We start from the raw sequence: 16,106 nt of genomic DNA on the forward strand, positions 1-16,106 counted from the left end.
TTAAAATCTTCTATGTTTCTTAAACCATCTTTTTATTTTAGATATAGTTGCACGCATTCCATTATATTTTATAGAATAAATAGCTAACCTGAGTAAACTTGGTATATTAGAAAAACCTAGTTCTATTCTTTTCATACCAATAGAGCCGTTCTTTGTAACATCCATATCTTCTTTTAATAATTTTAATTTTGTTATAGCTTTTGATAATAAACCAACAGTTAGGGAACTATATTTGTTTAAATAATGATGACTAATAATATAAGATGCTGTGTTTATTAAACTTTCTGCATGTTTTCTAGGATTTGACAAAGTATTAGTACTAGTTATTCTTACTTGTGACAATTCTTTATCAATACCACCTATCAGATTCTTACTTGCAATAGAAATCCATACACAAAAATCTTCACCATTTCTAATATTTTCAGGAAATAAATTTTGTTTAAATACAGAAGTTTTAGCCATAACTGTCGGTACTGCTATTGGACAGTAATTAATAATTTGGGGAAAGCATTGTCCAGAAAAAGTACCTGAATCATCAGAAGAAAGATATTTTCCTTGCCCATCTACTTTTTGATAAGAAGTATGAGAAAATGATAAATCATTTTCTGCCATATACCTTAATTGAGTTTCTATTTTGTCTGGCATAAATAAATCATCAGAATCAAGAAAAACAATATATTCGCCGGTAGCTTTTTCAATTCCAAAATTACGAGCTGAACTAACACCCTTATTTTCCCTACGAAAATATTTTATTCTCTTATCTTTTTTACATGTTTCAGTTAATTTTGATATATCATCAGTTGATCCATCATCTATTACTAAAACTTCAAAATTTTGATGAGTTTGAATAAGTACGCTTTCTATAGCCTCTATAGTCCAATTTATCCTATTATATAGAGGAATGATCACAGTAACTTTTGTATTATTTAAATATTTATTTGCCATCTCTAAGGCTAATTGTCCTGATTTTCTATAGGAGGTATAACCTTTCAAAAAAGCTACAAAATCAAATAAAAATACCGTTATAGAACCGCCGCCCATTTCTAGCATTTCTTCTTCTGTTAACTCTTTTAAAAATCTTGACCACAATTCTTCACATTCTTCTAAACTTTTAGGAACAACACGACTACTTTGTGTTGAATGTTGACGGCATTTTACAAGAATTTGAGAATCGAAATGAATTTTTGCTACCCGAAAAATCTTAAAAAACAAATCATAATCTTGAGTATGCTTTAGAGATTCATTAAATAATCCAACTTTTTGAAAATATATAGCTGGTATTAATAAAGTGCAACCATATGCTAACCCACGTAAAAGAGCAAATAATGGTATATCTAATTTTTCTTTTGGATATTTATCATTAGGTTTTATAAAACGTAAAGAACGGGATTTTTCATCAATTAACTCATAACCGCCATAAATTATAGTATCTTTGTTATCTAATTTATTTAATATATTAATTTGATGTTCAATTTTACTAGGATAATATAGATCATCATGACTAAGCCATGAAAAATATTCCCCTTTCATATTTTTTATGCCAACATTTAAAGCTGAACCACATCCACCATTCTCTTTGGAAAAATAACGTATTTGATCGCCGTATGATAAAGCGATTTCTTCCGTTTTCCTATTATCTTTTGAGCCGTCATTAACAACTATAACTTCGATATTTTTATATGTTTGAGCTAAAGCACTATCTATTGATTCTTTTAAATAGTTAGCACCGTTATATACAGGGATAATAATCGAAACTAGTGGGGAATATATATTTTGTCTCATCCGACTAATTTTTGAGAATGAGGAATTAGTCTAATTGACATGCTAACCAGTAAACTAAATATGAAAGTAGCAATACTCAAAATCAAACCATCAACTACTGGATAAATCATTATATCATTACTAAAGAAATTTGATGTTAAATATTGTAGTCTATCTAATATCCACACATGCACAAAGAAAATAAGAAAACAGTTTTCAGAAATGCATTTTAATAATTTATTATATTGAGCAGGTATATTAATATTTTGCAATGCTAAAAACATCCCTACAGATGCTATAACAACATTCGGAGATAAATACCAATAAGCTGTTTCATCAGCATTAACAGAATCTATATTTAAAATCCAGGTTATAACAAACGTAACACTACTTACTAGCAAGGATAAAATTAACCAATAATATCTAGGAAGCTTTAACCCAATATTTTTTCTTATTAAATAAGCTCCTAAAACAGCATAACCAGAATAACTAAGAAAATTACTAATTACCATCCAATTTATTATTGAAAATACATAATAGTAATTAATAGAATTAATTGCGAACCATAATATTAGAAAATAACAAGCAAATTTTGTATTTTTAAGCATTTCATTAACAATTAACGAAAGAATTGGAAATAGTAAATAAACTCCTAGCATGTAATAAACAAAAACTAGATGATACATTGCAGGTTCACGAAAGATACTTTCTAATACGGAAAAAATATTAAATGTTTCGTTATTATTATATAAAATCCAATATTTATATAGGATGCTCCAAAATATTAAGGGAATTAATAACCTTTTTATTTTAGACCATAGTTTTTCTATCAGAATATTACCTTTAAGTGCTAAAAAACCCGAAATTATTATAAATAAAGGAACAGCTACCCTACAAAACGAATCTATAAGATTAGATAAAATAAAACTTTTAGAAAAAGGGATAGATGAATATTTGTAGAATAATGGAGATATAGAATGAAGTAATATCACCATAATAATAGCTAGAGTTTTTACTAAATCTACCCAAACAATACGGTTATTATTTATTTTCATTGTCATTTACTACCATTTATATTTAAAAATTTTAAAAAATTTTCTTTTATATTCTCTAATGTAAAATCTTGCAAGAAACAATTATGTCCATTTTGAGCAAATATACTATAAGATTCCTTATCTGATATTGCTTTTTCTAAAACATTTATTATCTCGTTCGTATCTAGCGAACCGCATATATACCCTGCATTATGTTTAATTATATATTTGCTAGGAGACGCATATGGAGGAGCATGACAAAAAACTGGTCTACCTGAGGCAAAATAAGTTACTAATTTTGAAGGAAAACTTGTACTAGATTCTTTGTAAAATTCTTTTGAAAACCAATATGGCATATAGAGGAGATCTGACTCTGCAAGTAATTTTATAGCTTCTTCTTGTGAACGCCATCCTAAATATTCAAAATTAGTGGGTGACTGTACAAACGCTTGAAAACCCCCTCCCATTATCCTAAGTTTAATATTTTTTCCTGCAATTCTCCAATTAGTTTGATTTAGGGCATTAATAAGGCTTAGCCATTCATTTTGTGCATATAATTGCCCTGCTATACTAATTATAAATTCATTATCATTCCTATAAGAAGTAGCAGGCAGACTTGCCAATTCCTTTGGTAACCCAGCAATTACCGGTATAGTTGGTATATTATATTTAGCTTCATATTCTTCAGACATAGCCCAAGAAGCAGTAGCACAACAAGTACTATATTTCAGTACTTCATCGAATTCTTTTAAAAGTCTTTTTTGAGTAAGCTTATCAGTTTTACAAGCACGAAGCCACCATTCAAAAGAATCCCATACTTGAGCAAATAATGATACTGATAATTTTTTAGCCAAAGGTCGTGCTAACCTAACTATGGTTTGACCTTGCAATACAACCCATATAGTGTCAACTTTATGCTCTTTAGCAAACTTAATAATTTTAGGAAGTAAATAATATCTCACTTTTATAGCATTAAATAACTCTAGGCTATAAGTAATTAGTCCTCCTGATTTCATCCTTTCAATAGGTTTGAATAATTTTAAATGAGGAATTTTTTCTAATTCTGGTGGTATTTTAAATTCTAAAACCGGATACGAAACCGTACACATAACGATTTGATCTAGAGATAGAAATCTTACTAAAGGTTTTAATACCAATCCTGCAGTATAATTTTCACAAGGAGGGATATCGGTTAAAAGTAAAATTTTCATTTGTTTAAAACTTCCTTATAAATATTTATTAAATTTTTTACATGCATATTTTGATCATAATGTAGTTCAGCTGCCTTTCTTCCTTTACTACCTCGTTCTAAACGCTCCTTAGGATCATCAACTAAATGCTTTATAGCCTTTGATAAAGCATTACTATCACGCATAGGAACAGAAATACCGATATTAGGTGCAAAAGTTACTTCAGGTAATGATGTTTCATCAAAAACTATTACTGGCTTACCACATGCCATTGCTTCTATTGCCATAACACCGAACGCTTCTGCAATAGAAGGCATTAAGAAAATATCGGACGCAGCTAAAACATCTCGGAGTAACACATCATCATTAGTCCAGCCATGTTCTATTATTTCAAATCTTCCTCTAAATCGTTCTAATAAATTATGTCTGCCAACTGTTAATAAGCATATAGGTTTTGTGGTCTCCAGCCTTTCTAATGCATCCATAATATATCGATAACCCTTAAAAGGATTATCCTCCGAACGGAAACAGATCACTATTTTGTCATCACTAATATTAAAAAGTTCTCTTGCTTTTTTGGTATGATCAGGAGAGAAAAACTTTAAATCTAAACCAAAAGGTATATGATGAACCTTAACTTCTCTATTAAATAAAGGTGAAGTACTAACCATATTCTTCATCCATTTTGATGCTACAATTAAATTAAAATTAGATTTCTCATATATTTTGCGTTTGTGATCAAATAAAAATTTACTATTATCTACTATCATTGGAAATGGAGTTTTAAGGTCAGGACAAACACCGCAATTTTTTTCCCATCCGCTACAACCCATTGGATAAACACAACGTCCAGTCATTGCCCAAGGATCATGCAATGTCCAAACTGTTGGTTTCAACCCAGTTATTTCAGGTAAATGATTTATACTAAAAAACCGAGAATGAATAATATGAAGATGAATAAGATCGGCTTCTTGAAACTCTGGCATTTTCATCATCTGCAAAGCGTTACGATATAAAATTGATTGCAAAGATAAAATTCTTTCTGTTACATACAAAAAATTATTTATTATATGATCTTTTACGCTAAAAGATAGGATTTCAGGATTATTAGTGTCTCTTTTCCAAATCAGATGTTTAGAATCTATACCATATTCTTTTAAAAGAGGCGTAATAGCAAGCCCATGAAAACGGCTTCCCGGAGATTCGTAACCATTTACTTGTAGTATTTTCATTTTAAACTTGCTTCAAAAGAGTACACTAACCCTGCCATACAACTCTCACAAGGAAGAATATCGGTTAAAAGTAAAATTTTCATTTATTTAGAACTTCCCTATAAATATCTACTAAGTTCTTTACATGCATATCTTGATCATAGTGTAATTCAGCTGCCTTTCTTCCCTTATTACCCCGTTCTAGACGCTCCTTAGGATCATCAACTAAACGCTTTATCGCATTTGATAAAGCATTACTATCACGCATAGGAACAGAAATACCAATATCAGGTGCAAAAGTTACCTCAGGTAATGATGTTCCATCAAAAACTATTACTGGCTTACCACATGCTAATGCTTCTATTGCCATAACACCGAACGCTTCGGCAACAGAAGGCATTAAGAAAATATCGGACGCAGCTAAAACATCTCGGAGTAACACATCATCATTAGTCCAGCCATGTTCTATTATTTCAAATCTTCCCCTAAATTGCTCTAATAAATTATGTCTACCAACTGTTAATAAGCATATAGGTTTTGTGGTTTCTAGCCTCTCTAATGCCTCCATAATGTATTGGTAACCTTTAAAGGTGGTATCCTCCGAACGAAAACAGATCACTATTTTTTCATCGCTAATATTAAAACGTTCTCTTGCTTTTTTAGTATGATCAGAAGAGAAAAATTTTAAATCTAAACCGAAAGGTAGATGATGAACCTTAACTTCTTTATCAAATAAAGGTGAAGTATCAACCATATTTTGCATCCATTTTGATGCTACAATTAAGTTGAAGTCAGATTTTTTATAAACTCTACGTTTGTAATCAAATAAAAACTTACTATTATCTTTTCTCATTGCAAATGGAGTGTTAAGATCAGGACAAACACCACAATTTTTTTCCCATCCACTACAACCCATTGGATAAATACAGCGTCCAGTCATTGCCCAAGGATCATGCAAAGTCCAAACTGTTGGCTTTAAACTAGTTATTTTAGGCAAATGCCTCATACTAAAAAAACCAGAATGAATAATATGAAGATGAATAAGGTCGACTTCTTGAAACTCCGGCATTTTTATCATCTGCAAAGCGTTACGATATAAAACTGACTGTAAAGATAAAATATTTTCTACCCCCTGTAAAAAATGATTTATTTTACGATCTTTTTCGCTAAAAGTTAATACTTCAGGATTGTTAGTATCTTTTTGCCAAATTAGATGTTTTGATTCTATGCCATATTCTTTTAAAAGAGGCGTAATAGCGAGCCCATGAAAGCGGCTTCCTGGAGATTCATAACCATTTACTTGTAATATTTTCATTTCAAAATTATTTCAGATTAATAATATTTCCTTGTAAGATTTTTATCTTTATTAGTAAAATCATGCTTTTTCCATAAAGCTCTATGCGGCTCTTTTATAATATCATTAGCTTCATCATGCGGAGCTTTAGTATTAGTAATATAGTATAATAGATTTATGATATTCACCTTCAGGAAAATTTAATGGATCAGGAATAAGTTTCGGAATTTTAAAAAGCCCTACAAGTGCATAAAGCATATCCGATGAATTAAATAAACGTATTGTATCAACAATGCCATCTGGTATATCAAATTCAGATTTCCAAGTTGATCTTTTTTTAATTTCTATATCTTTATCATTTGCTATGTCCCATTGCTTTTCTTTAGGATTTGGAAAATCATCTAAACAACTTTTAGCGAGCTCTAAAGATAAGAAATTATCAATTACTAAATGTTTAAAGGGCGATAAAAAATACTCTTTTTCTTTTGCTGCATTTATTATTTTCTTTATGCTTTCTTCTGCAAAATTTTTCATTTGCTGCTGTAAAAATCTTTTGGTATTCATAACCCTCCTACTAAATTTAAAGTCTTCCTAGTCCTTCTAAAAAACATTTTTTAAATATGTATTTATCAGTATTTGGAGCTTCTAGGTAATTATAAATAAAACAATCTAATAACTTAAAATCGTGTTCTTTAAATTCTGAACCATCTTTTATCCCGCTTTGAATAAGATCTTTTAATTTATTTTGACGTTCTATTGGGGGACCAACATCACTAAAATTAGAAACATTTACTAATTTATTTATAGTATATTTTAAAGATACTATACTTAAAACTACAGTAACAATATAGAACCAAATTAAATTTTTAAACTTCACATTTAAATTATAAAAGGAATTTTTAATAAAACTTATTATTACAAAACAAAATATAATAGTATAACTATTTAAATATCTTGAATAACAAGCTGCCATTTCTGCTTCTTGTTTTACAAAATGAGTTAAATATAATTCTACTCTAAAAATGAAATATAAAATAAAACCTACAAGCGAAATAAGCAATGTTTTTACAAAATTTTGTAATTGCTCCCTCGAGTTTTGCCAAATAAAAATTATAGCTACAATAGTTAAAGTATAAATATATAGCATTTCTTTTATATATATAAGGCAAAATACTTTTCAACATTAATTTTACAGTAGCTAATTGCTCAGAATTAATTAGTAAAAGATTAATGATAGAAACAAAAGGAAGTTGTTTATATGAAGAACATTTAAAATCGTATGTGCTTGCTCTACATAGTTCATCTACATAATTACACCATATGAATTTACTTATAACAGGTGGTAATAATAAAATTATTATTGCATATAAATATATATTGCTTGTTAATAATCAGGTCAACAGTAATCATGAAAATTAATACATAAGAAAACCAGTAACCAGCTTCTTTTATATTAGGCAAAATAAATAATGATGGTGCGATTAAACTTAATAAAGTATTGTTATATTTTTTGGACTGAATATAAATAGCGATAACTGCACCAAATATACATCCTACTGTAGTATCGGGATAAATTGAGTTAAACCTAACTATATTATTTAGCATCGGAAATAAAAGTAACATTAAGCATAAAACTATACTTAAAAATGGTCTCTTTTCTACAAATACTACTGTACAGAAAATAAAACAGAGAAAACCATTGGCAAAAATATTAAAACTTTCTTTAAAGCCTAAAATTTTACTCATACTATACTGAAAAATAGCTACTAGTTTCACATATGTATTGAATTGTGCTGCAACAGCTGATTCATTTTCAGGCAATCTAAAACCATGGTAAATATTTATTTCTTTCAAAAAAAGTCCCCAGTGAGAATATTCATCCCAAAAATAATAACTAGGATAGTCCTTCACACATAGAAAATATATAATCATTGCTGTGATAAAAATTATTACGTCAACTCCAAATAAATCACTTATATTTTTTATATTATTTTGCTTTAAAAAATCAAAAAGACTATATAAAAATAATCCTATGCCTAGAGCAAATGAAGCATAAATAATTGGATCTAAAATATATAAAATAGATGCTATAAAATATATTGATAAGATAAATGATGTAGAAAATATTAAAGCATGTGAAAACTCTATCTTAAATAATCTTCTAAAAAAGAAGCTATATCCTAAAAAAATGCTAAATAATAATGGAAGACTGATCATGTTTTAATTATGATTATATTATATATTTCTTGATCATTTAAACCATACTGTGCGGTTAATGTAATCTACATAACTTAAAACTATACGCAATATTTTTTTCGATACAAGCCCTGCTTCATTATAATCCGGCACTATTGCTTGTGTACGTTTGTTGTTATCATGTTCTCTAGTAATAGTTTCTACCGCTTGCAATACCCTCTCAGCTTTAAAACCGGACATAATTAACGTGCCAGCATCCATACCTTCAGGACGCTCATGAGCATTTCTAATATTTAAGGCAGGTAAATTAAGTATTGATGCTTCTTCAGTGATAGTACCGCTATCGGATAAAATACAAAACGCATTCATTTGTAATTTTACGTAATCGGTAAAACCAAACGCCGGCAGGAATCTTATTTTATCTCCTAGCTCTTTAAATCCTTCTAAATCTTCAAGCCTTTTTTTAGTTCTCGGATGCGTAGAAAAGATTATCGGAAAATTATACTCTTTAATAAGAGTTTGTAAACTATTCAATAATTCTTTTAAATTATTTTTGACATCTACATTTTCTTCACGATGTGAGCTAATTAAAAAATATTGTTTTGATGTGAGTGATAATTTATCTAAAATATCTGATTTTAATATTTTAGGCATGAAGCGTTCAAGTACTTCCGGCATATGTGAACCTGATTTAAAGGTAAGTTCAGCCGGCAATCCTTCAGCAATTAAATAGCGTCTTGCATGCTCGGTTAATGTAATATTAACGTCACTAGTATGATCGATTATTTTGCGATTAATTTCCTCAGGTACACGCTGATCAAAGCAACGATTTCCTGCTTCCATATGAAAAATGGGAATCTTACGACGTTTAGCAGCAATTACAGAAAGGCAGGAATTAGTATCACCATAAAATAGCACCGCATCAGGCTTTTCTTTTTCAAGAACTTCGTCTACTTTTTCAATAACAAGCCCGATAGATTTTGCTGTATTATCTGCTACAACTTCTAAAAAATAATCAGGTTTTCTGATTCCCATATCATCAAAAAAAACCTGATTTAATTCGTATGCATAATTTTGACCGGTATGAACTAGAATATGTTTGGTATATTTATCAAACTCAGAAATCACACAATACAGCTTAATAAGCTCTGGGCGAGTACCGACAATAGTCATTACCTTAAGCATTTTTTAGCTCCTCTTGTACATAATCAAGATTTAGTAATAACTCTTTAACTTCCTCTAGATTTAAACGCTTTGTATTATGTGAGGTATAATCCTCTAGAAGTGCTACTTTCTTTTCACCTTCAACAAAGTATTTTGCATAATTAAGATCACGTCCATCCATAGGAATGCGGTAATAATTGCCTAAATCTTCAGCTTTAGCCATTTCTTCTGAAGATACTAACGATTCATAATGTTTTTCACCATGACGTGTACCAATAAAACGTATTTTGTTTTTACTGTTAAATATTCCTTGTAATGCCTTAGCTAACATCTCAATAGTACTAGATGGAGATTTTTGTACGAAAATATCACCTTGGTGACCATGCTCAAATGCATATAAAACTAAATCTACAGAATCTACAAGTGACATTAAAAAACGCGTCATTGAAGGCTCTGTAATAGTTAAATCCTTATTTTGCTTAATTTGATTAATAAATAAAGGAATTACCGACCCTCTTGATGCCATAACGTTACCGTATCTAGTAACACAAAATACTGTCTTATCTTTTACATTCATACGTGCTTTTGCTATTGCTAACTTTTCCATTAATGCTTTAGACAATCCCATCGCATTAATTGGATACACAGCTTTATCAGTACTAAGTACTATAACTTTTGCAACTTTATTAATTATTGCTGCCCTTAAAACATTTTCAGCACCTAAAATATTGGTATTTATTGCTTCCATAGGATAAAATTCACAGGTTGGAACTTGCTTTAAAGCAGCAGCATGAAATGCGTAATCTACACCTTTCATTGCGTCATCAATGCTGTGATAATTACGCACATCCCCGATATAGAATTTAATTTTTAAATTATTCAAAGCAATACGCATATCTTCTTGCTTTTTTTCATCTCTACTAAAAATTCTGATTTCTTTGATATCTTTAATAATATCATTTTTAAGAAAACGAGAAAGTACTGCATTACCAAATGAACCGGTACCTCCGGTAATCAACAAAGTTTTATCTACAAACATTATCTATAAATACCTATTTTATTAATTTTTAAGAATAATGTCATACCGCAACTTGATTGCGGTCTCAGGACATAACCTGTGACACAAAACCCCGTGGTCAAGCCATGGGATGACACACATCACCCAAAATCATACATACGCTTCACAAGTTCCCTCCACTCAGGCGGGTTATAACCTGTTATCCCATTAAAACGTGCACTATCTAGTGAGCGGTCTATTATTAACTCATCTGATGGAATAATATCAATTTTTTTATTATATATTTCTGCTATTAGCTTTAGCAATTCTAGCTTATTAATCGGTTTTGATGCAACATGATAAAGACCATGCAGTTCTTTATTAGGTAGCACAAAATCCTTTATTATTCTTGCAAGCTCTACAGTCGGAAAACCTGAATATATAGCTTTTTCAAAACCTTTTACTGACCTTTCTGAACTTAAAAACCAGTTAGTCAAGCTTCTATTTCCTGAAAGTTCATGACCTATAATCGAAGTACGAAGCGTAATAGCATGTGGATAATCTACCTCACCAAGAAATTTAGAACGACCATATAAATCATAACAATCCGGAAAATCACTTTCCTTGTAATTGCCTTTTTTTCCTGAAAATACACAATCAGTACTAATATGGATTAACCTGCTACCAACAAGTTCACATAAACCAGCAAGCCTATGTGGCAGTAAGCTATTAATCGGTAATGCTTTTAAAGGATCATTTGCATCAGCGAGCTGCTTTACCAGTCCTATACAATTTATTACTACATTAGGCTTTACTTTATTCAATACTTCAACTAACGAATCGTGATTCTCAACATCTACATTTGGAACTATTTTATTTGCTAAATTTTTAGAAAAATAAGAACGAGCTGAGCTGCTCCGGCTTGTCGCATAAACATCAAGATCTTTATCAGTGCTCAAAAACCTAAACATACTATTACCAAGCATGCCGGTTGCACCTAAAATCAATATTTTCATAATAAAGTTACTTTGTTTTATGGCATCGTTTTTACTATAAATAATGTATTATTACAATAGGTTTTATAGGGTATTTATGTTATTTCTGTTTTCTCAAAAATCTATTACTATCCTATATATATTAAGAACAGGTCAACCTTTTTACTATCTCTTCTCTATCAATTAAGGGCAACACCTTAGCAATCTCGGGTCCGGATTCCTTACCTGTTAGAGCAAGACGTAGCGGCAAAAATAATTCTTTACCTTTTTTACCCGTATTATCCGCTATTTTCTTTGTCCAAATACTCCAAATTTCAGTTGTTATTTTCCCTGCCGGTAATAATTTTGCAGCTTGTTTTAGGTATTCTTTATCTAAATTCAAATCTTTTATGTTTGGAGTTTTATGACAAATCTCCCACCAATCTTTTGCATCAAATAATTTTTTTAAATTAGACCTTACTGACAGCCAAAAATTTTCATCAATATAATCTGCTTCTATTTCTTTAAGGCGATCTTTTATCTCAGAAAATTCTAGACTTATCAATAATTTATGATTTAATCTTTCTAAATCTTCCGGCTGATAAATAGTTGGGCTTTTAGAAAAACTACCTATTTCAAAATGTTTCACTAACTCATCCATCTTTTTATAAGGGATAATTTGTGCTGATGATCCAAGCAAACTAAAGAAGCTAGCAATTGCCATTGCTTCTAATCCCACTTCTTCTCTTAAGGTTGCAATCTCAAACCCCCCTACTCTTTTTGAAATTTTTTCATCCTTATTAATGATTAAGCTTAAATGCCCAAAAGTTGGCGGAGATTTATCTAAAGCTTCAAACATCTGAATTTGAATAGCAGTATTACTAACATGATCTTCACCTCTAATAATATGAGTGATCTCATAATCAATATCGTCAATAACCGAGCATAACATATAAGTCATACTTCCATCTGCTCTTATTACTATCGGGTCACTCAAAGCCTTACCCTCATACTTAACTTCGCCTTTGATCATATCATGCCAAGTAATCGGTTCATGATTTACTAAAAACCTATAATGCGGCTTTCGTCCTTGTTCTATATATTTTTGTATCTGATCTTCTGTTAGATTCAGGGCTGATCGATCATAAATAGGAGGCAATCCTTTAGAAAGCTGAAATTTACGTTTTAATTCAAGCTCTTCGGGCGTTTCATAGCAGGCATATAATCTTTTTTTATCCAATAATAGTTTTTTGATCTCGTCATATCTATTTAAACGACTTAATTGATTAAATGTTTGATCCCAATTAAGGTTTAAAAACTTTAGATCTTTTTCGATAGCGTCTTTGTATTCTTGTTTGCTACGCTCTAAATCCGTATCGTCAAATCTTAAAATAAACTGCCCATCATACTTCTTCGCATATAGCCAATTAAGTAGTGCTGCTCTTATATTACCAACATGTAACATGCCTGTCGGTGATGGAGCAAATCGTGTTATAACTTTTGTCATTTTTACTTATTTTTTGTCTTTTTAACTTTTATCTTCTTATCGACAAGATTAGTTACCTCATCCATATTCAAAGGATTTGGTTGTTTAGCAGCAATTGCACTTAGTTTTTCTTCAATTAACTTCATTGCATCATCTAAGCTTAAATTTAAGAAATCATATTTTTTAGGTATTGAAATAAACTTGCCCATATATTTTATATATGGACCGAATTTACCATATCCAACTAAAATTTCTTCACCACTATCTTTATGCATACCTATTTTAAGCGGTAAACTCAAAAGCTTTAACGCTGTATCGATAGTAATTTCATTCTGGTTTATAACAAGGGGCAACGGGACACGTTTTGGTTTTGTTTTACTATCTATTTGCTCACCATATTGGATATAAGGTCCATAAGGTCCTTTTTTCAAATATATCTCTATTCCCTCTTTATCCTTGCCTAAAACTTTATTTTCATTAACAATATCTTTAGCCTCTCCATCAGTTTCATTATTATCATTACCACTAACAATAGATTTTCTAAAATTACATTCAGGGTAATTGCTGCATGCTAAAAATGCTCCAAATTTACCAAGCTTTAAACTTAGCTCACCAGTTTTGCATGATGGGCAAACTTTAGAGTCTTTATTTTCTCCGAATATATGATAATCAAGAGCTTGCTGCACATAGCTAATAATTTCTGTAATGTTTTGTTTACTTACAGATTCTATATTGTGGTTAAAGCCATTCCAAAAATTACCTAAAGCGGATTTCCATTCAAGCTTGCCAGCAGCTATTTCATCTAGCTCATTTTCAAGTCCTGCTGTAAAATCATATTCAACATATTTTTTGAAAAAACCAACTAAAAATACTGTTACTAGACGCCCTAGTTCTTCAGGCATAAAACGCTTTTTCTCTAACGTCACATATTTACGATCTTGTAAAACTGACAGAATAGTAGCATAAGTTGATGGACGACCAATTCCAAGCTCTTCAAGCTTTTTCACTAAGCTGGCTTCTGAATATCGTGGCGGTGGTTCAGTGAAATGCTGATTTGGAATGATCTCTTTAGTTTTTAAATGTTCTTGTTCTTTTAAAGGCGGCAGCATCTTATTTTCTTCTTCAGCCTCATCGTCTATACTTTCACGATAGACTTTATAAAACCCATCAAAAGCTATAGCCATCCCGTTCGCTCTTGCTAAATATTCCTTATTTTCTGAAACTAAAGTTGCATTTACTAGATCCATTATGACATTTTCAATTTGGCAGGCTATAGTCCTTTTCCAAATTAATTCATAAAGCTTATAATAATCTTTCTCTAGCTTTTCCTTTAAATCATTAGGGGTATAGTTAATATTTGTCGGTCTTATAGCTTCGTGAGCTTCTTGAGCGTTTTTTACTTTCGATTTATAAATGCGGGGACTGCTTGGTAGGTATTTATCACCGTAATCTTTATTTATTAATTTACGTATTGCATCTACCGCATCATTTGATAAGGTAACGCCGTCAGTTCTCATATAAGTAATAAGTCCGATAGTTTCCTTACCGATATCTACACCCTCATACAATTTTTGAGCTATTTGCATGGTTTTTTTAGCACTAAAACCTAATTTTCGTGCAGCTTCTTGTTGAAGAGATGAAGTAATGAAAGGAGGCTGCGGCTGACGTTTTTGCTGCTTCTTTTCTATCTTATCAACATGAAAATTCTGAGATTTAAGCTTTTCAGTTAAATCTTTTGCTTCTTTATCATTAGTAATCGAAAACTTTTCTAGCTTCTGATCGTTTACGTGAGTTAGTTTAGCAGTAAATAGCTCTTTGTTACTATTTAGCATTTTAAGGCTAATATCCCAATATTCTTCTGACTTAAATCGCTCTATCTCATCTTCACGCTCGCATATTAAACGTAATGCTACAGACTGTACACGCCCCGCTGATTTACACCCAGGAAGCTTACGCCATAAAAGCGGTGACAATGTAAAACCGACTAAATAGTCTAAAGCTCTTCGTGCTTGTTGAGCATTTACTAAATTATTGTCAAGTTTTCTAGGATTTTCTATAGCATGAGTAATTGCTTTTTTGGTAATTTCGTTAAACGCTACTCGCTTAAAAAAATCGTCAGATTTGACTTTATTTTTTTCTTTAATTACCTCTGCAATATGCCACGAGATGGACTCACCCTCACGATCTGGATCGGTTGCAAGATATACTGACTCAGCTTTTTTTGCATCTTTAATTATTGCATCCACATATTTACCTGCTTTCTCTGAAATATCATATTTCATTGAAAAATTTTCATCAGGTATTACAGAACCTTTTTTAGATGGAAGATCTCTAATATGACCAAATGAGGCAATAACTTTAAATTCATCACCTAAATATTTATTTATTGTTTTTGCCTTTGCTGGCGATTCTACTATTACTAATTTCATCAATTATTATTATTTATTATATACTTATCTAATTTGTATAATTTTATTATAAAAACAACTATTTTTACTTATCAGCGTTATAAATTAACGATATTTTATTGCTGGGGTGTCGCATTGCTTTACCAGCAAGCTCTAATTCTAATATTATTGTATATATAATAGGCAATGGTAATTCCGTCATTTTTTGTAAATAATCAAAATCTATAGGTACTGCAGATAATAATTCTATAACAACAGCACGCTCTTTTTCTGATGGTTCTTTTATCTGCATTGTATTTAGTGGTTTAAAATTAGCATCTAACTCAGCAAAATCTTTAAATAAGCTTTCATCTTTCTTGATAAATTCTTTATATTGCGGCAAATTAGCTAC

Annotated in this window: 14 protein-coding genes; all 14 read right to left on the reverse strand. The window is 30.6% G+C overall.

The window, feature by feature from the left end:
- The 14 genes from ACOAL3_RS05080 to ACOAL3_RS05145 all read right to left on the reverse strand — a co-directional run bounded on the left by ACOAL3_RS05080 (position 1) and on the right by ACOAL3_RS05145 (position 16,097).
- The gene (locus ACOAL3_RS05080; protein ID WP_419235547.1) at positions 1–1,782 is read right to left on the reverse strand and encodes a glycosyltransferase family 2 protein; all 1,782 of its coding nucleotides are present in this window, start codon (positions 1,780–1,782) and stop codon (positions 1–3) included.
- A complete protein-coding gene (locus tag ACOAL3_RS05085) occupies positions 1,779–2,822 on the reverse strand; it encodes an acyltransferase (RefSeq protein ID WP_419235548.1) in 1,044 nt (347 codons plus the stop codon). The genes ACOAL3_RS05080 and ACOAL3_RS05085 overlap by 4 nt, the downstream gene beginning before the upstream one ends.
- The gene (locus tag ACOAL3_RS05090) at positions 2,819–4,006 is read right to left on the reverse strand and encodes a glycosyltransferase (RefSeq protein ID WP_419235549.1); all 1,188 of its coding nucleotides are present in this window, start codon (positions 4,004–4,006) and stop codon (positions 2,819–2,821) included. Before ACOAL3_RS05090 ends, ACOAL3_RS05085 begins: the two co-directional genes overlap by 4 nt.
- On the reverse strand, positions 4,003–5,217 hold the full coding sequence (locus ACOAL3_RS05095) for a glycosyltransferase family 4 protein (protein ID WP_419235550.1): 1,215 nt from the start codon (positions 5,215–5,217) through the stop codon (positions 4,003–4,005). The genes ACOAL3_RS05090 and ACOAL3_RS05095 overlap by 4 nt, the downstream gene beginning before the upstream one ends.
- A 79-nt stretch (positions 5,218–5,296) precedes the next feature.
- A complete protein-coding gene (locus tag ACOAL3_RS05100) occupies positions 5,297–6,511 on the reverse strand; it encodes a glycosyltransferase family 4 protein (RefSeq protein WP_419235551.1) in 1,215 nt (404 codons plus the stop codon).
- Positions 6,512–6,643: 132 nt separating this feature from the next.
- Positions 6,644–7,054, reverse strand: a complete 411-nt coding sequence (locus ACOAL3_RS05105) for a hypothetical protein (protein WP_395477520.1) — start codon at positions 7,052–7,054, stop codon at positions 6,644–6,646.
- Positions 7,055–7,070: 16 nt separating this feature from the next.
- Positions 7,071–7,637: a hypothetical protein gene (locus tag ACOAL3_RS05110; protein ID WP_419235552.1), complete on the reverse strand. Its 567-nt coding sequence runs from the start codon at positions 7,635–7,637 to the stop codon at positions 7,071–7,073.
- Between the two features lie 179 nt (positions 7,638–7,816).
- Positions 7,817–8,707: a hypothetical protein gene (locus ACOAL3_RS05115; protein ID WP_419235553.1), complete on the reverse strand. Its 891-nt coding sequence runs from the start codon at positions 8,705–8,707 to the stop codon at positions 7,817–7,819.
- 33 nt (positions 8,708–8,740) lie between these two features.
- On the reverse strand, positions 8,741–9,871 hold the full coding sequence (gene wecB, locus ACOAL3_RS05120; protein ID WP_419235554.1) for a non-hydrolyzing UDP-N-acetylglucosamine 2-epimerase: 1,131 nt from the start codon (positions 9,869–9,871) through the stop codon (positions 8,741–8,743).
- Positions 9,864–10,889 carry a polysaccharide biosynthesis protein gene (locus tag ACOAL3_RS05125; RefSeq protein ID WP_419235555.1) on the reverse strand — a complete coding sequence of 342 codons (1,026 nt, stop codon included), beginning with the start codon at positions 10,887–10,889 and terminating at the stop codon, positions 9,864–9,866. The genes wecB and ACOAL3_RS05125 overlap by 8 nt, the downstream gene beginning before the upstream one ends.
- A gap of 119 nt (positions 10,890–11,008) precedes the next feature.
- Positions 11,009–11,863, reverse strand: coding sequence for a dTDP-4-dehydrorhamnose reductase family protein (locus tag ACOAL3_RS05130; RefSeq protein WP_395477515.1), 855 nt, complete (start codon positions 11,861–11,863; stop codon positions 11,009–11,011).
- Between the two features lie 121 nt (positions 11,864–11,984).
- Positions 11,985–13,328 (reverse strand): glutamate--tRNA ligase, encoded by a 1,344-nt coding sequence (gene gltX, locus ACOAL3_RS05135; RefSeq protein WP_395477514.1) that lies wholly within the window; start codon positions 13,326–13,328, stop codon positions 11,985–11,987.
- Between the two features lie 2 nt (positions 13,329–13,330).
- Complete coding sequence (gene topA, locus ACOAL3_RS05140; protein ID WP_419235556.1) at positions 13,331–15,736, reverse strand: type I DNA topoisomerase; 2,406 nt, start codon at positions 15,734–15,736, stop codon at positions 13,331–13,333.
- A gap of 64 nt (positions 15,737–15,800) precedes the next feature.
- Entirely contained in the window at positions 15,801–16,097 is a 297-nt protein-coding gene (locus tag ACOAL3_RS05145) for a DprA-like winged helix domain-containing protein (protein ID WP_395477512.1), read from the reverse strand.
- Positions 16,098–16,106 lie beyond the last annotated feature (9 nt).

It is taken from the genome of Rickettsia endosymbiont of Nabis limbatus (genome assembly GCF_965196655.1).
GTDB lineage: Bacteria > Pseudomonadota > Alphaproteobacteria > Rickettsiales > Rickettsiaceae > Rickettsia.